This is a genomic window from Limnobaculum parvum, from assembly GCF_003096015.2.
In the GTDB taxonomy this organism is placed as follows: Bacteria; Pseudomonadota; Gammaproteobacteria; order Enterobacterales; family Enterobacteriaceae; genus Limnobaculum; species Limnobaculum parvum.
In genome coordinates, this window is sequence record NZ_CP029185.2 from 3364485 (window position 1) to 3386450 (window position 21966).

General features: G+C 46.0%; 21 protein-coding genes. 5 read left to right on the top strand and 16 right to left on the bottom strand.

The genetic code is table 11. The features are described 5' to 3' along the window. Positions 1-13: 13 nt before the first annotated feature. Positions 14-703 carry a GntR family transcriptional regulator gene (locus HYN51_RS14185; protein WP_108900609.1) on the top strand — a complete coding sequence of 230 codons (690 nt, stop codon included), beginning with the start codon at positions 14-16 and terminating at the stop codon, positions 701-703. 82 nt (positions 704-785) lie between these two features. On the opposite strand, the gene HYN51_RS14190 is transcribed toward HYN51_RS14185, so the two are convergent. Continuing rightward, complete coding sequence (locus HYN51_RS14190; protein WP_108900610.1) at positions 786-2300, bottom strand: helicase HerA-like C-terminal domain-containing protein; 1515 nt, start codon at positions 2298-2300, stop codon at positions 786-788. Between the two features lie 354 nt (positions 2301-2654). Between HYN51_RS14190 and HYN51_RS14195 the strand changes: the two genes are divergently transcribed. After that, positions 2655-5471 carry an FAD-binding and (Fe-S)-binding domain-containing protein gene (locus tag HYN51_RS14195; RefSeq protein WP_108900611.1) on the top strand — a complete coding sequence of 939 codons (2817 nt, stop codon included), beginning with the start codon at positions 2655-2657 and terminating at the stop codon, positions 5469-5471. A 330-nt stretch (positions 5472-5801) separates the two neighbouring features. On the opposite strand, the gene HYN51_RS14200 is transcribed toward HYN51_RS14195, so the two are convergent. The 3 genes from HYN51_RS14200 to codB form a co-directional block, all read right to left on the bottom strand. After that, positions 5802-6368: a peptidylprolyl isomerase gene (locus tag HYN51_RS14200; protein ID WP_108900612.1), complete on the bottom strand. Its 567-nt coding sequence runs from the start codon at positions 6366-6368 to the stop codon at positions 5802-5804. Positions 6369-6510: 142 nt separating this feature from the next. Continuing rightward, complete coding sequence (locus HYN51_RS14205) at positions 6511-7791, bottom strand: cytosine deaminase (RefSeq protein WP_108900613.1); 1281 nt, start codon at positions 7789-7791, stop codon at positions 6511-6513. Further along, positions 7781-9034 carry a cytosine permease gene (codB, locus tag HYN51_RS14210; RefSeq protein WP_108900614.1) on the bottom strand — a complete coding sequence of 418 codons (1254 nt, stop codon included), beginning with the start codon at positions 9032-9034 and terminating at the stop codon, positions 7781-7783. Before codB ends, HYN51_RS14205 begins: the two co-directional genes overlap by 11 nt. Positions 9035-9343: 309 nt before the next feature. On the opposite strand from codB, the gene pnuC reads away from it, so the two are divergent. From pnuC to HYN51_RS14225, 3 genes are read left to right on the top strand one after another with little or no spacing between them, the layout of a single operon-like run. After that, the gene (gene pnuC / locus HYN51_RS14215) at positions 9344-10024 is read left to right on the top strand and encodes a nicotinamide riboside transporter PnuC (RefSeq protein WP_108900615.1); all 681 of its coding nucleotides are present in this window, start codon (positions 9344-9346) and stop codon (positions 10022-10024) included. 9 nt (positions 10025-10033) lie between these two features. Beyond that, on the top strand, positions 10034-11047 hold the full coding sequence (locus tag HYN51_RS14220) for an AAA family ATPase (protein ID WP_108900616.1): 1014 nt from the start codon (positions 10034-10036) through the stop codon (positions 11045-11047). A 43-nt stretch (positions 11048-11090) separates the two neighbouring features. After that, positions 11091-11678, top strand: a complete 588-nt coding sequence (locus HYN51_RS14225; RefSeq protein WP_157953052.1) for a dual specificity protein phosphatase family protein — start codon at positions 11091-11093, stop codon at positions 11676-11678. A gap of 74 nt (positions 11679-11752) precedes the next feature. On the opposite strand, the gene trpS is transcribed toward HYN51_RS14225, so the two are convergent. The 12 genes from trpS to pilM form a co-directional block, all read right to left on the bottom strand. Next, positions 11753-12757, bottom strand: coding sequence for a tryptophan--tRNA ligase (gene trpS, locus HYN51_RS14230; protein WP_108900618.1), 1005 nt, complete (start codon positions 12755-12757; stop codon positions 11753-11755). 9 nt (positions 12758-12766) lie between these two features. Next, the gene (locus HYN51_RS14235) at positions 12767-13459 is read right to left on the bottom strand and encodes a phosphoglycolate phosphatase (RefSeq protein WP_108900619.1); all 693 of its coding nucleotides are present in this window, start codon (positions 13457-13459) and stop codon (positions 12767-12769) included. Beyond that, a complete protein-coding gene (rpe, locus tag HYN51_RS14240) occupies positions 13456-14130 on the bottom strand; it encodes a ribulose-phosphate 3-epimerase (RefSeq protein WP_108900620.1) in 675 nt (224 codons plus the stop codon). Before rpe ends, HYN51_RS14235 begins: the two co-directional genes overlap by 4 nt. Positions 14131-14216: 86 nt before the next feature. After that, positions 14217-15035: an adenine-specific DNA-methyltransferase gene (gene dam / locus HYN51_RS14245; protein WP_108900621.1), complete on the bottom strand. Its 819-nt coding sequence runs from the start codon at positions 15033-15035 to the stop codon at positions 14217-14219. A gap of 78 nt (positions 15036-15113) precedes the next feature. After that, positions 15114-16088, bottom strand: coding sequence for an SPOR domain-containing protein (locus HYN51_RS14250; protein WP_108900622.1), 975 nt, complete (start codon positions 16086-16088; stop codon positions 15114-15116). A 76-nt stretch (positions 16089-16164) separates the two neighbouring features. Further along, positions 16165-17250 (bottom strand): 3-dehydroquinate synthase, encoded by a 1086-nt coding sequence (aroB, locus tag HYN51_RS14255; RefSeq protein ID WP_108900623.1) that lies wholly within the window; start codon positions 17248-17250, stop codon positions 16165-16167. A gap of 55 nt (positions 17251-17305) precedes the next feature. Next, positions 17306-17824, bottom strand: a complete 519-nt coding sequence (gene aroK / locus HYN51_RS14260; RefSeq protein WP_108900624.1) for a shikimate kinase AroK — start codon at positions 17822-17824, stop codon at positions 17306-17308. 361 nt (positions 17825-18185) lie between these two features. Next, positions 18186-19520: a DNA uptake porin HofQ gene (gene hofQ / locus HYN51_RS14265; protein ID WP_108900625.1), complete on the bottom strand. Its 1335-nt coding sequence runs from the start codon at positions 19518-19520 to the stop codon at positions 18186-18188. 3 nt (positions 19521-19523) lie between these two features. Further along, positions 19524-19886, bottom strand: a complete 363-nt coding sequence (locus HYN51_RS14270) for a hypothetical protein (RefSeq protein WP_108900626.1) — start codon at positions 19884-19886, stop codon at positions 19524-19526. Further along, positions 19883-20452, bottom strand: coding sequence for a hypothetical protein (locus HYN51_RS14275; RefSeq protein WP_108900627.1), 570 nt, complete (start codon positions 20450-20452; stop codon positions 19883-19885). Before HYN51_RS14275 ends, HYN51_RS14270 begins: the two co-directional genes overlap by 4 nt. Then, positions 20449-20994 carry a PilN domain-containing protein gene (locus HYN51_RS14280; protein WP_157953053.1) on the bottom strand — a complete coding sequence of 182 codons (546 nt, stop codon included), beginning with the start codon at positions 20992-20994 and terminating at the stop codon, positions 20449-20451. The genes HYN51_RS14275 and HYN51_RS14280 overlap by 4 nt, the downstream gene beginning before the upstream one ends. Next, complete coding sequence (pilM, locus tag HYN51_RS14285) at positions 20994-21857, bottom strand: pilus assembly protein PilM (RefSeq protein WP_108900629.1); 864 nt, start codon at positions 21855-21857, stop codon at positions 20994-20996. Before pilM ends, HYN51_RS14280 begins: the two co-directional genes overlap by 1 nt. Positions 21858-21966 lie beyond the last annotated feature (109 nt).

Below are 21966 nucleotides of genomic sequence, written 5' to 3' on the forward strand. Positions count from 1 at the left end.
CCTATCGACATCAATGACCATTGCTTACCCATTCGCCACCAGTGAACCCGTCAATCAGCAAATCTACCGTCTGTTAAGACAGGAGATCGTTGATTGCACAATTCGTCCGGGCACTTTACTGTCAGAAAAAGAGATCTCAACGCGCTTCAATGTATCTCGGCAACCTGTCAGAGAAGCATTTATCAAGCTGTCAGAAACCGGGTTAGTTCAAATTCTGCCACAGCGCGGCACCTTCGTAATGAAGATCTCGGCCAAGCGCGTGTCTGATGGACGTTTTATCCGCGAAGCCGTCGAAATAGCAATTATTCGTCGAGCTGCGTTAGCCGTCACGCCTGAACACCTGATGCAGCTTAAGCACAATCTCCATCGTCAGGAGCTTGCTGCCAGCAATAAGCGTATTAAAGAATTTTTAGAGCTGGATGATGAGTTTCATCGCACTTTCACGCAAATCATTAATTGTCCAATGGCATGGGAAACGATCGAAACCATTAAAGCCACGATGGACCGGGTTCGATTTATGAGCTTGGCGGATGTTTCTCCACCCGAAAGTCTGATTGAACAGCACTACAAAATTTATAATGGACTGGAAAAACGCGATCCCGATGCCGCAGAAGCCGCAATGAAACAGCATCTCGGTGAAATGATCTCTACCGTTACCACCATTTCCCAACGCAATACCGACTGGTTCGAAGCTGACGAATAGCGCTTCGCTTTAGCTGTTAGATAAACGATAGAAAAATGGCGGCCCCTAAGGCCGCCATTTTATCGGATAACAATCGATTAAGTTATCTACGTTTACCACCCAGAATACTACCTAAAATACCCCGTACTATCTGGTTGCCTAACTGACGAGTCATCGATTTGGCAGCCGCCTGTACCAGACCCTCTTTTTTACCACCGCGTGGGCCGGTTGTGCCAAACAGAATATCGTTCAGGCTACCCATTAAACCGCCATCATCACTCTGTTGCTGCTGACCTTCCGCCTGCTTCGCTGGCGTTTCTTTCGCCGCCGGCGTTGCAACACCGGCGCCCGCCATCAGTTTTTCATAGGCAGATTCGCGATCGATCATCTCTTCATAGCGACCATACAGCGGAGAGCGGTTAATCAGGCCATTACGTTCATCATCACTCAGTGCTCCCATGCGAGAACAAGGTGCAATCACAAAGCCACGCTCAACAATATTTGGACGCCCTTTCTCATCCAAAAATGAAATCAACGCTTCACCAACGCCCAATTCGGTAATTGCCTGCTCTGCATTAAATGCCGGATTTGCCCGCATGGTTTCTGCCGCTGCTCTAACCGCTTTTTGATCCCGTGGCGTAAACGCACGCAACGCATGTTGTACCCGATTGCCCAACTGCCCCAGCACGCTATCCGGTATATCCAGTGGGTTTTGAGTAACAAAATAGATACCAACGCCTTTAGAACGAATCAGACGCACCACTTGTTCAATTTTTTCTAGCAGTGCCGTTGGCGCATCGTTAAACAGCAGATGAGCCTCATCGAAGAAAAACACCATCTTCGGCTTATCCATATCCCCCACTTCCGGCAAATGTTCAAACAGCTCAGATAACAGCCACAGTAGGAAAATCGCATACAGTTTTGGTTGGTTATACAGCTTGTCCGCCGCCAGAATATTGACGATACCCTGACCTGATGCATTGGTTTTTATTAGGTCGAAAATATCTAGCATTGGCTCGCCAAAGAAACTCTCAGCCCCTTGCTGCTCCAACGTCAGCAAACCACGCTGAATAGCGCCAATCGAAGCGCTGGAGATATTGCCGTATTCGGTTTGGAACTGTTTGCCATTATCACCAACAAACTGCACCATTGAGCGAAGATCTTTCATATCCAGCAGCAACAGGCCGTTATCATCGGCAATTTTAAACACTAATTGCAGCACGCCAGACTGAACATCATTCAGATTCAGAAGCCGGGAAAGTAGAATTGGCCCCATATCGGAAACCGTTGCGCGAACTGGATGCCCTTTCTCACCAAAAACATCCCAGAATACGGTAGGACAAGCCGCTGCATCCCAGTCGGTTACTTTTAACGCTTCCAGACGAGACTGAAGTTTCGGGTTCATTACCCCTTCTGCAGCAATACCCGACAGGTCGCCTTTAACGTCTGCCATAAATACCGGCACGCCAATTCGTGAAAAACTTTCTGCCATTTTCTGCAGCGAGACGGTTTTTCCTGTTCCGGTTGCACCGGTAATCAATCCATGACGGTTAGCCAGCGCAGGCAAAATCGCCAGTGCTAACTCATTGCTTTTGGCAATAACAAGAGGTTCTAACATCAGAGTTCATCCTATATATAACGACTCCACCGAGCCGAAAAGTGCACCTGTCAGACGTTTTTATTCAGCAAGGACGCAGCATGTCACTATGCACAATATCCTACACTGACACAGTATAAATGACTCAACCGAGGATCATTAATAAAAATTCCGTTTATCTCAACCAGCAACACATCGGCTAAAAATGACGGGAGATTGAACTCACTAACAACGCGCTGGGAACATATTTGTAATATGAATCGATTCAATCGCGATTAAAGATAGATTGAGATCACAATAATTTCATGTTTTTATTATTATAATCAACAACAAAGAAAGACAGAATTGCATAAAAGCAAAATAAAGGAAGTATAAATGAAAGTGTCTTACCAACCTTTTTATCGTGAACTTTGCCGTGTTATCGCTAAAGAATTTATCTATACCGATCCATCAAGAACCATGGCTTATGGTACTGATGCCAGTTGTTATCGTCTGATCCCTCAAATCGTTGTACGTGTTAATAACGAGCGTGAAGTACAACAAACGTTGGTACTGGCGAAAAAACATAAACTTCCAGTGACCTTCCGAGCAGCGGGCACCAGCCTGTCCGGTCAGGCGATTACTGACTCTATTCTGATTATTTTGGGCGACAATTGGCGCCAGTATAAGATTTTTGGTGATGCGGGTTATATTTCCCTGAAGCCGGGTGTGATTGGTGCAGACGCTAACCGTTATCTTGCGCCTTTTGGTCGTAAAATTGGCCCGGACCCAGCCTCTATTGACGCCTGTAAAATTGGCGGTATTGCAGCCAATAATGCCAGCGGCATGTGTTGTGGCACCGCCCAAAACTCTTACCAAACGCTACAGGCAATGCGCCTAATTCTAGCCGATGGTACGCTGATTGATACCGCCGACAGCGAATCCGTTGCGTCCCTCAATAAAACCCACGGAAAAATGCTGGAGCAACTGGGACAACTGGCTCAGCAAACCAAAGCAAATAGCCATCTGGCAGAGCTGATTCATCATAAATATCGACTAAAAAATACTACCGGGTATAGCCTAAATGCGCTGGTTGATTTCGACTATCCGCTGGATATCCTGACCCATCTGATGATTGGTTCAGAAGGTACATTAGGATTTATTGCAGAAATCACCTATCGCACGGTGGAAGAGCATCCGTTTAAAGCCTCAGCCCTGTTTGTCTTCAGTGACATTGAAGCCGCCTGTGAAGCAACGCGTATCCTGAAACAGCAGCCGGTTTCTGCCGTAGAACTGATGGATCGCGGTGCGCTGGCTTCAGTAGAGAATGAAGAGGGTCTACCCGACTTTATGCCTCATCTCAGTGAAGATGCCACGGCGCTACTGGTTGAAGTCCGCGCAGCCGATGCCGATACGCTGAAAAATAAGATGGCACAAATTATGTCATCCATTGCTGGATTCACGCTGGAACAACAGGTTCCCTTCACCGATAAACCGGAAGAATTTGGTCGCCTGTGGGCTATTCGTAAAGGCATCTTCCCGGCGATTGGTGCCGTTCGTCCGGTGGGATCAACGGTAATTATTGAGGATGTAGCGTTTCCGATTGAGCATTTGGCTGCCGGGGTACGCGACCTGCGTAAATTGTTTATCAAACATGACTACAATGCGGTTATTTATGGTCATGCGCTGGATGGCAATATGCACTTTGTCTTCCAGCAATCTTTCGACTCTCCGGCAGAAGTCTCCCGCTATCAGATCTTTATGGAAGATATTGCTCACTTAGTGGCGGTTGAATATAAAGGCTCACTCAAAGCTGAACATGGTACCGGCCGTAATATGGCGTCTTTTGTCGAGCTGGAGTGGGGAAGTGAAGCTTATGAGCTAATGTGGCAACTGAAAAATCTGCTCGATCCAAATCATCTGTTAAGTCCTGGAGTACTGCTTAACCGTGACCATCAGGCCCATCTGCAAAACTTAAAATTGCTGCCTGCCGCCGATAAACGCGTAGATAGCTGTATTGAATGTGGATTCTGTGAACCCGTTTGTCCTTCCACCAGCCTCTCTTTCTCTCCTCGCCAACGCATCGTGATGTGGCGCGAGATTAGCCGCCTGCGCCGCAGCGGTGATGATAATAAGCGACTCAAAAAACTGGAGAAAGACTTCCTTTATCTGGGTGATGCAACCTGTGCCGCTACCGGCCTGTGCGCGCGCCGCTGCCCAGTGGGAATTAACACAGGTGAACTGATCCGCGACATTCGTACCCAACGCAATATGCGCTATGAACGCATCGCCCGTTGGACCGCCGACCACTTCACGACGATTACCGGTGGTGCTCGTCTGGCATTAAATACCATTGCCGCCACGGGTAAGATTATTGGTCAGCCACGTTTTGGCAAAATGACCAAAGCGATACACGTTGCCAGCGCAGGATATATACCGCTGTTAACTCCGTCTTTCCCGCGTGGAGCCACATCACCAAAAGCGCCGAAATTAGTCGCCGGCGATCTGAAAGTGGTCTATTTACCAAGCTGTGCATCACGCACCATGGGACCATCAACCAATGATGCAGACCAACGTCCTCTCACAGACATCGTAGAAAGCCTGTTAAATAAAGCGGGCTTCTCGGTGATTTATCCACAAAAGCTGGATAGCCTGTGCTGCGGTATGCCTTATAACAGCAAAGGTATCACCTCTGTTGCATCGGAAAGACTCGCTGATATGGAACAAGCGCTTTGGGAAGCCAGCGAACAGGGGAAATATCCAGTACTGATTGATACCAGCCCTTGTGCCCTGCGCGCGGTAGAAGGCTTCACCAAACCAATGGCACTGTTTGAGCCGGTCGGTTTTGTAAATCACTATCTGTTGGATAAGTTAGCGTTCACTCCGGAAGATAGCCCAATCATGCTGCATGTCACCTGTTCCAGCGTGAAGATGGGTTTATCAGCACCAATGAAAAACCTATTAGATCGCTGCTGTACTCAGGTCGTTATTCCTGACGGTATTCACTGCTGTGGTTTTGCCGGAGATAAAGGGATAAAGACCCCAGAGCTAAATGCCAGTGCACTGCGTCTGTTGAGTCAGCAAGTACCGGCTAACTGCGTAGAAGGCGTATCCAACAGCCGCACCTGTGAGATTGGCTTAACGGAACATTCCGGTGTGCCTTATCGTTCCATATTGTATGTCGTGGACAGGGTGACTAAGCCGTTAAGTTAGTCAGTGCTTACATAAAAACCTGTTTTTTTTATAGTGTGTGCCCGGTTTCTTTAGCCAATCAAATGGATTGGATAGAGGAATCAGGCGCAATATCCTTTAGCTCGTTGGAGGATGACCTTTACAGACGCAGGCGAGCGCTGGCCCAAAGGTGTTTTTGTCATGGCCCTAGGCCGCCCGACGCACACTCAAGCTGAGTAGATGGCCTTCACGGCCAGCACCTAGTGATATTTGCTGATGTTTTTTACGGCCGGAATATACGCTGAAATGGAAATGGGCAAATCTGTTAGTAGCCCAAGATTCCTTAGACTACTAACAGTATAAATTACAAGATTACGGCATGACCTTCGCCGACTTAATCACAATCGGCGTAACCGGAACATCCTGATGTTGACCAGAAAACTGAGTTTTCTCTTTCATCATTTGGTCTACAACGTCCATTCCTTTCACCACTTTACCAAACACCGCATAACCAAAGTTACCTGCAGACTGGTCAAGGAAATCGTTATCAACCACGTTAATAAAGAACTGGCTGGTTGCGCTGTCAACCGCATTGGTACGCGCCATCGCAATAGTTCCTCGCTCGTTTTTCAAACCATTAGCCGCTTCGTTTTTAATTGGAGCATTTGGCTTCTTCTGATTCATCTCAGCGGTGAAACCACCGCCTTGCGCCATAAAACCGGGGATCACGCGGTGGAAAATCGTTCCGTCATAAAAACCATCTTTAACATAAGCAATAAAATTTTTGGTAGAGATCGGAGCTTTGTCCTGATCCAACTCAATTTCAATATTACCCATAGAGGTGGTCAGCATAACGTGTGGATTCGCAGCCAGTGCAGCAGGAGCAAGTAATACCAGAGAGAATAGCGCCGTTAAGGTGATACAAATACGCTTCAACATAGGAAAATACCTTCTTGTTAGGTAGCAATAAATTTAAACCTTCCCGATTCTAGTGATTTTCCCCCTCATCGGCTACTGATTTAGCGGACAAAAAAAGGGCCGGATAATCTATCCGACCCTTCATCTATTCAGCAAACGTAAATCAACGCTTAAAGCTCACGTTTTCCGGCTGATTCAGATACAACGTGGTTTGGCTTGGAATAGTCTGGGCAATCACCTTGCCCCGGCGTACAGAATAACGTACCGGTGTCTGACGGCGAACCGCATCAAAACCGTTCTCCGCCGGTAAAATCACCAGATTACCTGAACGCCCGGTTTCAATACCATAATCCTGTAGGTTCAACGTTTTAGCACTATGGGTAGTAATCAGGTTCAAACCATCATTAATCTGACCATAGCCCATCAGTTGGCAAACATGCAGCCCCATATGCAACACCTGCAGCATATTCGCCGTACCCAGTGGATACCAAGGGTCATACACATCGTCATGACCAAAGCAAACATTGATACCCGCTTCCAGCATCTCTTTTACCCGCGTAATTCCACGGCGTTTTGGGTACGTATCAAAACGGCCCTGTAAGTGAATATTCACCAGCGGATTAGCAACAAAGTTGATACCAGACATCTTTAACAAGCGGAACAGACGAGAAGTATAAGCCCCATTATAAGAGTGCATCGCGGTAGTATGGCTGGCGGTAACGCGCGCACCAGTACCATCACGATGGGCCAAAGCCGCCACCGTCTCAACAAAACGTGACTGCTCGTCATCAATCTCATCACAATGCACATCAATTAAGCGATCGTATTTCTGCGCCAGTGCAAAAGTCTTATGCAGTGATTCCACGCCGTATTCACGGGTGAATTCAAAATGAGGAATGGCACCAATAACATCTGCACCGAGGCGCACCGCCTCTTCCATCAGCGCCTCACCGTTTGGATAGGAGAGAATCCCCTCCTGCGGGAAAGCAACAATTTGCAGATCCACCCACGAAGACACTTCCTGCTTCACTTCCAGCATCGCTTTCAGCGCAGTCAAGGTTGGGTCAGACACATCCACATGAGTACGAACGTGCTGGATTCCATTGGCCATTTGCCATTTCAGGGTTTGCATTGCACGCTGTTTCACATCGTCGTGAGTCAACATCGCTTTACGTTCAGCCCAACGCTCAATACCTTCAAACAAGGTACCAGACTGGTTCCAGTTTGGCTCACCGGCGGTTTGGGTAGTGTCCAGATGGATATGTGGTTCAACAAACGGAGGAATAGCTAAGCCGCCTTCCGCATCAATCGTCTGTCCAATAACCGGTGCCGCAGAATCTTGTGGCTCAATGCGACTAAAGACACCATTTTCAATAGAAAGCTGCCAAAGGCCATCACGCCCCTGTAGACGAGCATTGGTAATAACAACGGAATTATTCTGCATGACCTACCTCTGGCAGTTTGACAAATTTACGGTTAACTAACGGATTAAACAGCATGTAGCTAATAACACCACCTAACACGGCATTAACCGGCACAATACCCGGTAAGTAGTTACCGGCCACGATACCGATAGCAACAGCCAGAATTGCTACCCAGTTTACCGTCAGAAAATGAGCCTTACTGAAGTCAGCAGCGTAGCGGCGATGGTTCATCAGATAGTCAGCGATAATCACGCCACCAATTGGTGGGATCGCGGCGGACAGGAAAGTCAGCCAACCAACGAAGTTATTATACAGCCACAGTGCCGTCAGCGTACCGATAACGCCGTTAACCACGGACAGAGTTCGGCTGGAAAATCCGGTAATATTGGCAAAACCCAGACCAGAAGCATACAGCGCGTTATCATTGGTGGTCCAGATATTCAAACCCAGTACCACAATGGCCGGAATCAAAAGGCCCTGAGCAATCATTACGTCAGAAATATCCGCCTGCCCTACCGCAGCAGCACCTGCCGCTCCAAAGATAAACATCAGGGAGTTACCGAGGAAAAAAGCAATCATTGCTACCAAAACGGCACCTTTAGCACTGCGGCCAAAGCGCACAAAATCAGCGGTTAACGTACCGGCACTGATAAATGAACCGACTACCAACGCCAGCGCGGTAGAAAAGTTAAGTGGAGTTTCAGGCACAATAGCGCGTAAGTGATCCAATCCACCAACATCATTCACCGCTAACCAGACAGAGTAACTACCAAGAATCGCAATCGCTGGTACCGCAATGGCTGACAAAACCGTTAACGCAGAGATACCGAAGAAGATAGTTACCGTCATCAACAGACCGGAGACCATAATCAGCATATTGGTATCCAATCCCGTCGCTTTGCTAACCGGAATAGCAAACATTGCCACGCCCACGCCAAACCAGCCAACCTGAGTACCGCCTAACAAGAAGGAAGGGAGCCATGAACCTTTAATACCAAATGAGTAACGCGCCAGAAGGTGGGTAGAGAGTCCGGTTTTAGAACCGATATAACCAAGAAATGCTGTATAGATACCGAGGAGGAGATTACCGAAGAGAACCGCTAAAAAGAAATCATTATAGGAAAGACCGGTACCGAGCGTTCCTCCGGTCCACATACTGGCTGAAAAAAACGTTAATCCCAACATGACGAATGTCAATGAAATCACGCCTTTCCGCGCAGTCAGGGGGACAGGCCCCTGACTATAATTGTTATCTTGCGACACAATATCTCCTTAAATCCGGGCCAAAAAATTCGCCGTATAATATATGCATCTCATAATAAAGCAATCGGTTTCGTTGAGTTTAATGTCGAAACACATCCTATATAAATGAATTGTAAAGTGATTTTTTGTCAGAAAATGAGCGTGAATCGCCCTCGGGCAATAGATTAAGAAAAGTATTGGAAAAATAGTTATGATGTGAAGATGACATCATTAAAATATTCAGGCTAAAAATCGATGCTCGTGGTGATAAGACTATGTGTTGTATTGCCACAGCGTTCGAAAAATACAGGGATGCGATAAAATAACAGAATGAGTAGTTTACTGACATTGAAGAACTGGCGAACTTATGAACTTGTTTGGCTCGCTACCTTTTCAACCATCGCTATTGTCTTAACCATTCTTTGGCGCGATAGTGGGTTCGGCCTCTCCGTTTTTTTAACTGGGGTTTTCTGCGTAGTGCTGGCTGCCAAAGGCCACATCTACACCTACATTTTCGGGATGTACAACACCCTCGGCTATGCTTACCTGTCTTGGATAAATCATCTAAACGGCGAAGTCGCATTGAACCTGCTGTTTTTTGTGCCAATGAACATTTTTGGTTTCATGATGTGGAAAAAGAAAATGAATGGTCATCAGGTGGAAATGCGTAGCCTGTCCTGCCAAGGGCTGATGCTATCAATAGCTGTCTGTATTGTTGGTAGCCTCGCTGTGGGTGTCATACTGGCTCAGATCCCGAAACAAAATACGCCCTATATTGACGCCACGACCGTTGTTCTGTCCATTGTCGCTACTCTACTTATGGTTTGGCGCTATAAGGAGCAATGGCTAACCTATATCGTCCTCAATATTTTCACCATCATTATTTGGATTTACCGCTTTGTTCATGGCGCTGAAAACAGTGCCATGATGATCGTTATGTGGAGCGCCTTTTTACTCAATGCCATCTATGGTTATTGGAATTGGCATCAAGGGACGAAAAAACAAGTTTGAAGGATAACCATGAGCACCACAGGATTAACATTAGGAAAATTCGCGCCGTTTCATAAGGGGCATCAATATGTCATTGAGACGGCTCTGAAAGAAGTCGATGAACTTTACGTCCTAATTTACAACACATCAGTGACGACTATCCCACTTTCAGTACGGGCTAACTGGATTCGCAAACTCTATCCGCAGGTTAAAGTGATTGAAGCTTGGGATGGCCCTGAAGGCTATTCCAACGATCGCGATTTTGAAATTGAGCAAGAGAACTACATCTTAGCCATGCTGAACGGTCAAAAGATAACCCACTTTTATTCCAGTGAATTCTACGGCGATCATGTCAGTAAAGCATTGGGTGCCGTAGATCGCCGCATTGATGAAGCGCGTGTGGCAGTGCCAATTTCGGCAACAGAGATTCGGCAAAATCCTTTAAAGCATCGCCAGTTTATTGATGATGTAGTTTATTCTGATTTGATTACTAAAGTTGTCTTCGTGGGTGCGATGTCCACGGGAAAATCAACCATTACAGAAGCTTTAGCCAAGCGTTACCAAACAACGTTTGCCAGTGAATATGGCCGTGACTATTGGACGCTACATCAGGTCGACCGACGTATTGGATTTGAAGATTTCAATCAAATCGCGATTGGTCATATTCAGCAGGAAGATAGGGCTGTTGTTAATGCTAATCGCTATTTGTTTGTTGATACCAATGCTATAACTACCTATATGTTTGCTCTGGATTACCACGGGAAAGCGCCTGAGTTATTAACACAATTGGCATTGGAAAATTTCGCACGCTACGATCTGTTCTTTCTATGCGAAGATGACATTCCCTATGATGATACTTGGGACCGCAGTGGCGAGCAGAAACGTCACATATTCCATCAACAGATTATCGCTGATTTGAAAGTAAGAAAAATCCCTTATATTTCACTACAGGGATCGCTGGATGAACGGATAAAAAAAGTTGATGCAGTACTAAAACGATTTGAAAAATACAGCAACGCAATGATGCAACCTTGGAATGATTAAGCTCAAAATCGCAATGATACACTTACCATCATATGGATTATTCATGAATATTTTCAGAAAGATAGGGGTTATTGGTTCCACCCTGCTGGTTTTATTCTCTGCTTCTGCGATCGCTTCAATCCCCGTTGAAACCGATGTGCATACGCCAGCAGCCAAAGTGAGCGATACCACACTAGCGAATTTTTATCAGGTGGATAAAAATCTCTACCGCTCCGGTCAACCGGGTGCAGAACAGATGCAAGAGCTGGAACGTCGGGGAGTTAAATCCATTTTGAACCTGCGTAACTTCCATACTGATAACCGCGAAGCAGAAGGCACATCACTGAAGCTTTACCACATCCCTATGGAAGCGGGTCGTTTCACCGAGCAGCAAGTAATACAGGCTCTAAAGCAGCTCTACCATGCACCAAAACCGGTGCTGATTCACTGTTGGCATGGCAGCGATCGTACTGGGTTGATGGTAGCAATGTACCGTATGGTATTTCTCAACTGGTCAAAGCAAGAGGCGATTGAAGAACTTAAAAAGCCCGAGTTTGGCTATCACCAATGGGCTTACTACAACATTATTCAGTATCTGGAAAAAGTGGACGTAGAGAGCATTCGTAAGCAGGTAACGGAAGCCGAAGAATAGAACGGCAGTAGTGACAATCGTTTGTATCAGCATTCCATCTTTTTAATGGAATGCTGATATAACGGCAAAATAAGTTATGGCATCGCCACAAACCCAACAGCCTGATTAACCTTTTCTATTGTCTCTTTGGCGCGTGCACTGGCTTTGGCTGCGCCTTCACGCATCACTTGCTGCAAGAAAGCTTCATCATTACGAAAACGGTGATAGCGTTCTTGAAGTTCAGTCAACATATTCGCTACCGCCTCAGCCACTTCAGTTTTCAGATGGCCGTACATCTTGCCTTCAAACTCTTGTTCCAGCGTAGCGATCGACTTGCCGGTTACCCCAGACAACATATCTAACAGGTTAGAAACTCCGGCTTTATTCTCAATATCATAACGCACCACCGGCGGCTCATCGGAATCAGTGACCGCACGTTTCAGTTTTTTCATCACTGATTTTGGATCTTCCAGCAGGCCAATAACATTATTGCGATTCTCGTCAGACTTAGACATCTTCTTGGTTGGCTCCAGCAGAGACATCACTCGAGCACCAGACTTAGGAATGAACGGTTGTGGAATTTTAAACACATCGCCATACAGTGCGTTAAAACGTTGTGCCACATCACGACTCAACTCCAGATGCTGTTTCTGGTCTTCTCCAACCGGAACCTGATTGGTCTGATACAGTAGAATATCCGCCGCCATTAACACCGGGTAGTCAAACAGGCCCGCGTTAATATTCTCCGCATAACGGCTGGATTTATCTTTAAACTGAGTCATACGGCTCAGCTCGCCAAAATAGGTATAACAATTCAGAACCCAGCTCAACTGTGCATGTTCAGGAACATGGGACTGAATAAAGATGGTGCTCTTCTTTGGGTCGATACCACAAGCCAGATACAGCGCCAGCGTATCCAGCGTGGCTTTACGCAGTTTTTCTGGATCCTGACGAACGGTAATCGCATGTAGGTCAACAATGCAGTATATACAGTCATACTCATCCTGCATCTGAACCCATTGACGCAGCGCTCCCATATAGTTACCAATGGTCAATTCACCTGATGGCTGTGCGCCACTAAATACAATGGGTTTACTCATGATTTCGTCCTAATTCATCTTTGATGTAAGCTGCCCGATAGCGGGCAGAAGATCGGCGAATGAAGCTAATACACGGTCAGGATGACTCAGTGCAATAGATTCGCCATAGTTATATCCGTAGGAAAATCCTATCGTTGGGCAACCAGCCGCCTGGCCGGCCTGAATATCGTTGCGGGAGTCGCCGACAAAAACCAGTTCATCCGCTCGCAATCCTAACTGGCCTAAAACCAGATAGATCGGTGCCGGATGCGGTTTCTTTTCAATCACATCGTCTCCGCCGATAATCACACTAAAATAGTCTAAAATACCCAATGAACTCAATAAAGGCCGAACAAAGGGAGTCGGCTTATTGGTTACCAGTGCCATCTTCATGCCACTGCGAGCTAGCGCTTTCAGGGTTGATTCCACGTGGGGGTAGAGCTGAGTTCCCGGTTCCACAAATTTATTATAATAACGGTCAAACAGGGTACGAGCACCATCCTGATACTCTTTTGATGACTCACCACCGGCCCAGCTCAATGCACGCATAATCAGCACATTTGCGCCATTACCAATCCAATGAGAAACGCGCTCTTCACCAGCAGCAGGCAGGCCTAACGATTTCAATGTGGCATCAATAGCCGCAGCCAGACCCGGTAAACTATTTACCAGCGTACCATCAAGATCGAACCCAACCCCTTTAATACCGGTCAACATACTCATTGAGTGGCCTTTGCCAGTTCCTGTCTCATTTGATCAATAACCGCTTTATAGTCAGGCTGATTAAAAATAGCTGAACCAGCAACAAACATATCCGCACCTGCCGCTGCTATCTGCCCAATGTTATCAACTTTAACGCCACCATCGACTTCCAAGCGAATATCAAAACCACTGTCATCAATCATCTTGCGAACCTGCCGCAACTTATCGTAAGTGGCTGGTATAAAAGACTGTCCGCCAAAACCTGGGTTAACCGACATCAGCAAAATCACATCCAGTTTATCCATGACATAATCGAGATAGCTTAACGGTGTAGCGGGATTAAAGACTAAACCGGCTTTACAACCCTGTTCTTTAATCAACTGAATCGTGCGATCAACATGTTCCGACGCTTCAGGATGGAAAGAGATATAAGATGCTCCAGCCTTAGCAAAATCAGGGATGATTCGATCAACCGGTTTCACCATCAAATGCACATCGATGGGTGCAGTAATACCGTAGTCACGCAGTGACTGACAAACCATCGGACCAATGGTTAAATTCGGTACATAATGGTTGTCCATAACGTCAAAATGCACTACATCAGCACCGGCTGCCAATACTTTCGCCGTATCATCACCCAAGCGGGCAAAATCAGCAGAAAGAATAGAAGGAGCTATCAGAAATTTATTCATGCATATATCCACTGGTTATCGAAACATTGTTTAAAACAGGCGGTTTGGTTTAAGAATGTTTAACTTCCTGTACCCAGAGTATTTAATCAACTTGGGCGATACAAGGCCAATAATTCATCAACTTTTGTTCTGCCCGCCACATTGCGGCTGATGGTCCTACGCCCTCTAACTACTACCAACTGAGCCTCTTTATACCATTCACGGGTCAATTCGGTTGCATGGTTAGAGATCAGTACCGGAACACCTAAATTACCAGCCACATCCCGCGCCAGCAAGGCCAAATGTTGTTGATCTTTAAGGTTGAAGTTATTGGTGTGATAGGCCGTAAAATTAGCGGTTGCAGATAAAGGAGCATAAGGCGGATCGCAATATACCACAGCACCCGACGAAGCTTTCATCATGGTCTGCTCATAATTCTCACAAAAGAACGTAGCTCTTTTCGCCTTTTCAGCAAAAAAATAGATTTCGGCTTCCGGAAAATAGGGACGCTTATAACGACCAAAAGGCACATTAAATTCGCCACTCAGGTTATAACGGCACAATCCGTTATAACAATGACGATTCAAATAGATAAATAGCAATGCCCTACGATAGCGATCGCGGCTTTGGTTAAACTCTCTACGCAACTCGTAGTAAACCACTTCCTGATTATGCTCGTCATTAAACAATTCTCTGGCATCTTTTACTACTTGCTTGGCACACGCTTTAACAATCTCATATAAATTAATCAGATCGCTATTTATATCTGCCAGAATATATTTATCATAGTCAGTATTAAGAAACACGGAACCTGCGCCAACAAAAGGCTCGATTAGACACTTCCCTCTAGGCAAATGCTCGCGAATTTCATCGACTAGAGGATATTTTCCCCCGGCCCATTTTAAAAAAGAACGATTTTTTTTCATGCTGCGAGTCAGTTACTTATACAATTCACAACGGCGTTTTGCACTCTGTTTCAAGCAGCACATTTGCTCATCTTATGGTTATTTTTGTTTTAGATCCTGATGCACTTGTTGCATCGATCTTACCCATGGCTTGTTAGCCTGAACTTCTTGCGGCATACCTGATAATGCAGAACGCGCTTCCGTAGCTGAAGCATAATTGCCGGTGACCAAAACAAACCACGGCTTTCCATCGCGGAGAGTTGAATACACCCAGTAATCCGTCATGTTGTTCTTTTTAGCAAAAGCTAACAACGAATCAGAACGGGAAGCACTGCTAACCTGTAGCGTCACTCGATTCGCCGGAATAGCTGACAGTCCAGAAACGGTGCCTGCCGTCGTAGAACTTTTAGCCACAGGCGCAGTTGGCGCTTCGCTTACCTTTGGTGTGGCTGGTTTTGGTGTCGAGGTTGGTTTTGGTGTTGTCGTTGGCTGACTTACCGGCTTAGACTGGGTTGTTGACCGTGGGGAGCTTGCTGCTGGCTGAGAATACTGCGCCGGTTTTTTTACTGGAGCCGTACCCGTTGGCTGCTGCCCAGCAACAGTAGTTGGTGTACCAGAACCTGGCATTTCAGTCTCTTTCAAACGGTTCAGTTGCTCTTGCTGTGCAGTTAGAGCATCTGTTATCTCCCCTGGAATTTCAACACGCTGTTGATTTGGTGAACCAGATAGTGGTTGAGATTCTGTCGGTGTACCGGAAATCGGAGGTGGCGTAATTTCCTGCGGTGGATTATTAACTGGCGGAGTATCCGTCGTTTGCTGTGGCGTACCAGAACCTGAGTTGGTGCCCAAATTGACTTCACGAGGCCCATTATTTTGTGGTGAAGGCGCTTTTAAGGCCGAACTCACCAAAAAAATCAGAAGCAGTAGCACCAGAATACCAATACCAATCTTGATATGCTGACGAGATACCGATGCGCTCTTTTGTGGTTTGCTACGCTCACGACGTGCAACCCGATCGTCAACATCCAGTTTCATTTCATCAGATTCAAAATCGTCTTGATCTTCTACTCGCACTTTCCAACCCCTTCAGGTAAATGATATATAGCAATAACAACGCATTTATAAATGACAAAAAATATAGGCGTTGGAATTATATCAGGCAATTTCCTATTGCTGACAACACAACTTGGTGGTCAACTCCACTTTTTACTTCAGACTGGCCGATGGCCGTCGGCAATACCAAACGTAATTTACCCGCCAGCGTTTTTTTATCGCGCAACATGTGAGGAATATAGGCTTCTGGTTTCATACTATCAGGCCCATAAATCGGGAGATCGGCACGTAGTAGCAAGTGTTTAATTCGCTCAATATCCTGCTGGCTAAAAATGCCCAGTAATTTAGCCGTTTCAGCAGCCATTACCATACCCGCAGATACCGCTTCACCGTGCAGCCAGTTACCGTAACCCATTTCAGCTTCTATCGCATGACCAAAGGTGTGACCAAGATTTAACAGTGCTCTGACACCGTTTTCCCGCTCATCAGCGGCCACCACTTGTGCTTTAATCTCACAACAGCGGCGGATGCAGTACCCCATCGCTTGTTCATCCAATGCCATCAATCGATCAATATTTTGTTCAAGCCAATCGAATAAATCCGCATCCAAAATGATGCCGTACTTAATCACTTCAGCCATGCCCGAGGAGAGCTCACGCTTAGGCAGTGTTTTCAAACAGTTGAGATCGATAACCACTGACGCAGGCTGATAAAACGCGCCGATCATATTCTTACCCAGCGGATGATTAACCGCGGTTTTGCCACCAACGGATGAATCAACCTGAGACAAGAGTGTGGTTGGCACCTGAATAAAACGCACGCCGCGTTGATAACATGCCGCTGCAAAACCGGTCAGGTCGCCAATCACACCACCACCTAACGCAACCAGCGTGGTATCACGACCGTGATTATTCTCCAGCAAGCGGGTGAAGACCAGATCCATCACTGACAGCGTTTTATATTTTTCACCGTCAGGCAATATCACAGAATCAACAATAACACCTAAGGTTTCCAAGCTCCTTCTTACTGTTTCCAGACAGAGCGGAGCAATAGATTCATTAGTAACAATTAATGCTTTGTCTCCAGACCGGAGAGGAAGAAAAGAATCCGGGTGGCTAAACAAACCAGCCTCAATCGTAATAGGATAGCTACGCTCTCCTAAAGTAACACTTACCCTCTCCATAGCATGCCTTTTTAATCTTATTCTTAGATTTAATGCAAAATGAACACATTAAAAATCAGCGGTTTTCGATTAACTGAATAATTTGGTTTGCAACAACTTTAGCGCTTTGATCGTCCGTCTGAATGGTGACATCGGCAATCTCTTCATATAAAGGATTACGTTCCAACGCTAAAGCTTCTAACACTTCGCGCGGTGTATCAACCTGCAACAGAGGACGCTTCTTATCGCGCTGAGTACGCGCCAGCTGCTTTTCGATTGTGGTTTCTAAATACACCACAATACCGCGTGCGGATAAGCGATTACGGGTTTCTTTCGATTTTACAGAACCGCCGCCAGTCGCGAGGACAATGCCTTGCTTTTCCGTCAGTTCGTTAATAACTTTTTCTTCACGATCGCGAAAACCTTCTTCGCCTTCTACGTCGAATACCCAGGCTATATCAGCTCCAGTACGGCGTTCAATCTCGTGATCGGAGTCTACAAACTCCATATTAAGCTGTTGAGCCAACTGACGACCTATCGTGCTTTTACCTGCACCCATAGGACCGATCAGAAAGATATTGCGTTTCTCTGCCATATTTTATTGGTATTACTAAGATAATTCGTTAATGACAACCCGCCCCTTAAGGTAAATACATAAACGGGAGTTCACCTGAAACCTCATATGCATGATGTGTGAGATCAGACTGGAAATTATCTCAACACTATAGGTGGTTTGGCAACCTAATAAATTTTAGCACCCCAACTTCCTGATGGCAGAACACAAATAATTCCATCAAATTTTAGGCTCAAACCTCATGCCAGACCAGTTTCAGATAGACACTTGTAAGCTAAATCCGCCTACGCGTCAAATTTGGATGCTATTGGATAAATCACTTTCTGGCAATTTATGCCATTTTTAATGGTCATTATCATGAAAAATATATTTTCTCCCAGCGCTATCCATTCAATGTTTTCCCTGTTGATATTACTGCTGGGGATGTAATGATAGTCGGAGTGATAAATATCACCAGCTCTCGTTTACTCTGCTTATGTGAATTACGCTGAAACAATGCGCCCAAAACAGGTATGTCGCCCAATACGGGAACCTGCTCTTTTCCTGATACTTTATTTTGCTGAAAAATACCGCCCAGCACGATGGTTTCTCCATCAGCCACAGAAACCTGAGTTTTAATTTCTTGTGTATCAATCGTTAGAATTTCACTTCCATCGCCCTTTTTCAGCCCTTTTCCCGGCATGTTCTGGCTAATTTGCAGCGCCAGTTCTAGCTGACCTCCCGGAAAGATTTGTGGCGTAACTTCAAGTCCAAGCACCGCTTGCTTAAATTCAATGGATGTTGCACCGCTGGCGCCACTGGAAACTTCATAAGGAATCTCCGTTCCCTGCTTGATACTGGCGGTCTGCCGGTTTACCGTCATGAGTCGAGGACTGGCAATAATATCTACACTGCTTTCAGCTTCCATGGCTGACAACTCCAACCCCAGCAAGCGCCCGTTTAAACGTGCTACCTGAAAGCCTATTTGTCCAGCAGCCGAGCCTGCGGCCAATGTCACATTAAACTGGCTGTTGATACCCGCGCCCTCTGACAGCGAGTCACCACCCCATCCCCATCTGACGCCCAGTTCCTGCAAATTTTCATGGCTGATGGTGACAATATGTGCGGTTAACAAGACTTGTGGTTGCGGACTGTCTATCTCCTGTAGAAAAGACTCTATTGACGGCATGGCTGATGCGATGTCCCGGACAATAACAATATTGGTTCTTATATCAGCAACGATATTTCCCCTGTCTGACAGAAAATGGCCTTTTTGGCCGTTGAGTAACTTAACTAACTCATTAACATCCGCATACCGAACCCGATACTTAAAGGTAGTTAGTGGTAATTCCTCGGTTTGCTGCTCCTCAAGCTGTTTATCACGCTGATTTTGAGCTTCTTTCTCCTGACGCGGGATAACCACCATCACATTACCATCCAGTTCTGCATCCAACTGGCCTGCCTTTAAAATAGCGGATAACGCCTGCTGCCAAGAAACTTGATTAAGGCGAATACTCAACTTTCCTTTTACGCTATCCATCACCACTAAGTTCAACTGTTGGTAGTCCGCTAACGCTTGCAATATCACACTTATCGGCGCATCTTGAAAATCCAGCGAAACAGGGGTTTCAGCCACCGGTTCTACGAGCGCAGGCGCAACATCAGCCGGGAATGCTGGCAATGGTAGGCATAGAACACCACACAGACAAATAAAGCGTATGTGTATAAGAAAATCCATTACTTACTTCCTTAGTTTAAGTTCAATAATACTTCGACTGCGACAGGTGCGACTGCCCGCTGATTTATCGGAGAATTGAGCGCTGCCGTACAACAGATGATCCAGTTGCCAATAAAACAAAGGCAATGGCTTTTGCCTCGTAATACGTATCCAGCTACCGGCCTGAGTTTGTATCCATCCATACCAGTTTCCATCACGCCCAATCACTCCACGTAGAGCCCAATTCAGCAGTTGTTGCTCTTCTTCAACAATAGCTGCCGGGCACTGTGCAACTTCATCAGGTATAAAGGGATTACGGCGAGGCGCGTCTTGCGTTAACACCTCGGCAGGCAAGAGCAGTAATAAAACCAGAAAGCGCCACTTCATACTGGGCCTTGGTTTAACTGGTATAAACGAACGGTCATATTGATAGTCAAGCGAGGCCCCCCGTCCAGCGTTAGGTGGCTAATAGTTGTTAGACGGACTCCGTCACTAATCAATTTAATTAATTCAACAAATTGGAAATAGTTAGCACTCACTTTTAATTGCCAGTCGTATAAGGTCAGCGTTCCTCGCTGAGAAACGAAGGGGGCACCGATGTCGATCAGATGACAGCCCGATGCTGAAATATATCCGGTAATCAGTCGAATAAACTCAGCGCCATTGTCCGGTTGATAATGATAGGGCTGGAGTTCACTCTCAATCTGCTGGATTTGCGCCTTCAGCAGGTTTATCTCCGGCAGAGCGGCCCATTGCTGTTGGTAAACCAACGCCTGTTGCTTTGCTTTATCTAACTGAATTTGAACCTGCTGATTAACCTCAGTTAAAGGGACAACGGTGAAATACCAACCCAACATCCCCATCAGAATACTGGCAAAAGCGATGATGGAATGGCGCAGCCATAGCGGTGCGAATATCACATACTGCCAGTCAATTTGTGCCCCCCCTATCACAACGCAGCCCCTGTCCAGTTGGCCGTAAAAATAAAAGAGAACACAGAAAATTCATCGTCCACGGCCATCATTTTCCCCAATTGAAGCCCTGCCATTAATGATGAGCGCCCTAACTTTTGCTGAAACTCCATAGCGCTCAGATAGCCATTACCCAGACCTTCAATCACCAGTTTCTTTTCCTGAAATGCTATTTTTTTCAACCAAATGGAATTAGGTAAAGCAGATTCAATATCGGTAAATAATGTCTGCAATAAGAGAGACTGCTGTCTTATTTTCTGAGTTTGGTTCTGTAACTGAGTTAAGGTCGAGACAGTTTGTTGAATATCCTTAATGTGTTTAATTTCATTCAGCTTTATTGTGTTAGATGCCGTCATATCTACCAGTCGTTTAGAGAGCATTTGCTGATGACTCATTGCAGCAAAGTAAGGGGCTATCAAGCAGAGTAATGTGGCCACTACATAGCAGAAAACCATCACAACAAAGCGTCGAATCGCCTTTTTTTGCCGTTGGGCTCGCCAAGGCAGAAAATTCACCAGAAGCATCAACAATCCTCTGAACGTAGGGCAAGACCACATGCTAAAACAAACTGTTGAGGCGCTTCGGGTAACGGCGGTTGCATTTGTTGCAGTGCCACGAAAGGTGACCAGCATTGAATGTAAGAGGGAAAAGCTTCCGATGTTGGCAAACCGCTATAGCTAACCTGACTAACGGCATAGCCGCTGATTTGCCGATAAGTTTGCTGCGCATACTCGATTCGTTCCAAAACCGTCATCGCATTATCAGGGATAACCTGATAATAAAAAGGATGGTTAAGCGGTGAAACCAACAGGTACTTTTCATACAGTTGATGAATCAACAACGAATCAGTAGGTACACCGCCAGACAGTGCCATATAACGCAATACACAGGGGGTAGTATCGATAATGTCGGGAAAAATATCGGCACGAGCCAACTCGGTTTTCCAATGTTCGATAACCGATCGCCGTGTTGCACTAACCACGATTTCCCCACTCGCCGACCGTTCGGAGCTCGTTGAAGAAATGAGCCGGTAATCGACTGCCAATTCGCGAGCAGCTAACGAAAATAGCTTACTCATCGATGCCTCGACTAACCATGTCTGTTCTTGAAGAGAGAGTGAAGGCTCTGGTAGCTTTATTGACTGCTGTAGAATAACTTCAGCCGGTAGTGCAATTCGCAAAGAAACACGCTTTGGTAAATTACGCCGCCATTCCCTTAGAGCAGCCATGATTTCTGGTGATAACATGGCTGTATTATCGCCAATACACGAGGATGAAACCGGCTGACAATGCCAGTGACGCAATTGCCAACCATATCGCTTGCGCTGTACCGCCAGTGCACAGAAGCTATTTTCCTGAATATCTAAGCCAACCTGCCAAATCTGCATATTCCAGAAATCTCCTTTCCCTTATTTTCTCTTATCCATCGATAAAAGAACGTATCCACAATGTCATGTTGCCTTTATACTATCGGCCGATTGTTTATAAACCACTCAA

What these genes read in the sequence shown, in the direction of transcription:
- aroB (WP_108900623.1), bottom strand. Translation starts at nt 17,250, where the DNA reads ATGGAGAGGGTAAGTGTTACTTTAGGAGAGCGTAGCTATCCTATTACG.
- HYN51_RS14220 (WP_108900616.1), top strand. Translation starts at nt 10,034, where the DNA reads ATGAGCACCACAGGATTAACATTAGGAAAATTCGCGCCGTTTCATAAG.
- HYN51_RS14195 (WP_108900611.1), top strand. Translation starts at nt 2,655, where the DNA reads ATGAAAGTGTCTTACCAACCTTTTTATCGTGAACTTTGCCGTGTTATC.
- HYN51_RS14280 (WP_157953053.1), bottom strand. Translation starts at nt 20,994, where the DNA reads ATGCTTCTGGTGAATTTTCTGCCTTGGCGAGCCCAACGGCAAAAAAAG.
- aroK (WP_108900624.1), bottom strand. Translation starts at nt 17,824, where the DNA reads ATGGCAGAGAAACGCAATATCTTTCTGATCGGTCCTATGGGTGCAGGT.
- dam (WP_108900621.1), bottom strand. Translation starts at nt 15,035, where the DNA reads ATGAAAAAAAATCGTTCTTTTTTAAAATGGGCCGGGGGAAAATATCCT.
- HYN51_RS14190 (WP_108900610.1), bottom strand. Translation starts at nt 2,300, where the DNA reads ATGTTAGAACCTCTTGTTATTGCCAAAAGCAATGAGTTAGCACTGGCG.
- pilM (WP_108900629.1), bottom strand. Translation starts at nt 21,857, where the DNA reads ATGCAGATTTGGCAGGTTGGCTTAGATATTCAGGAAAATAGCTTCTGT.
- trpS (WP_108900618.1), bottom strand. Translation starts at nt 12,757, where the DNA reads ATGAGTAAACCCATTGTATTTAGTGGCGCACAGCCATCAGGTGAATTG.
- HYN51_RS14185 (WP_108900609.1), top strand. Translation starts at nt 14, where the DNA reads ATGACCATTGCTTACCCATTCGCCACCAGTGAACCCGTCAATCAGCAA.
- HYN51_RS14200 (WP_108900612.1), bottom strand. Translation starts at nt 6,368, where the DNA reads ATGTTGAAGCGTATTTGTATCACCTTAACGGCGCTATTCTCTCTGGTA.
- HYN51_RS14270 (WP_108900626.1), bottom strand. Translation starts at nt 19,886, where the DNA reads ATGAAGTGGCGCTTTCTGGTTTTATTACTGCTCTTGCCTGCCGAGGTG.
- HYN51_RS14225 (WP_157953052.1), top strand. Translation starts at nt 11,091, where the DNA reads ATGAATATTTTCAGAAAGATAGGGGTTATTGGTTCCACCCTGCTGGTT.
- HYN51_RS14235 (WP_108900619.1), bottom strand. Translation starts at nt 13,459, where the DNA reads ATGAGTATGTTGACCGGTATTAAAGGGGTTGGGTTCGATCTTGATGGT.
- pnuC (WP_108900615.1), top strand. Translation starts at nt 9,344, where the DNA reads ATGAGTAGTTTACTGACATTGAAGAACTGGCGAACTTATGAACTTGTT.
- rpe (WP_108900620.1), bottom strand. Translation starts at nt 14,130, where the DNA reads ATGAATAAATTTCTGATAGCTCCTTCTATTCTTTCTGCTGATTTTGCC.
- HYN51_RS14205 (WP_108900613.1), bottom strand. Translation starts at nt 7,791, where the DNA reads ATGCAGAATAATTCCGTTGTTATTACCAATGCTCGTCTACAGGGGCGT.
- hofQ (WP_108900625.1), bottom strand. Translation starts at nt 19,520, where the DNA reads ATGGATTTTCTTATACACATACGCTTTATTTGTCTGTGTGGTGTTCTA.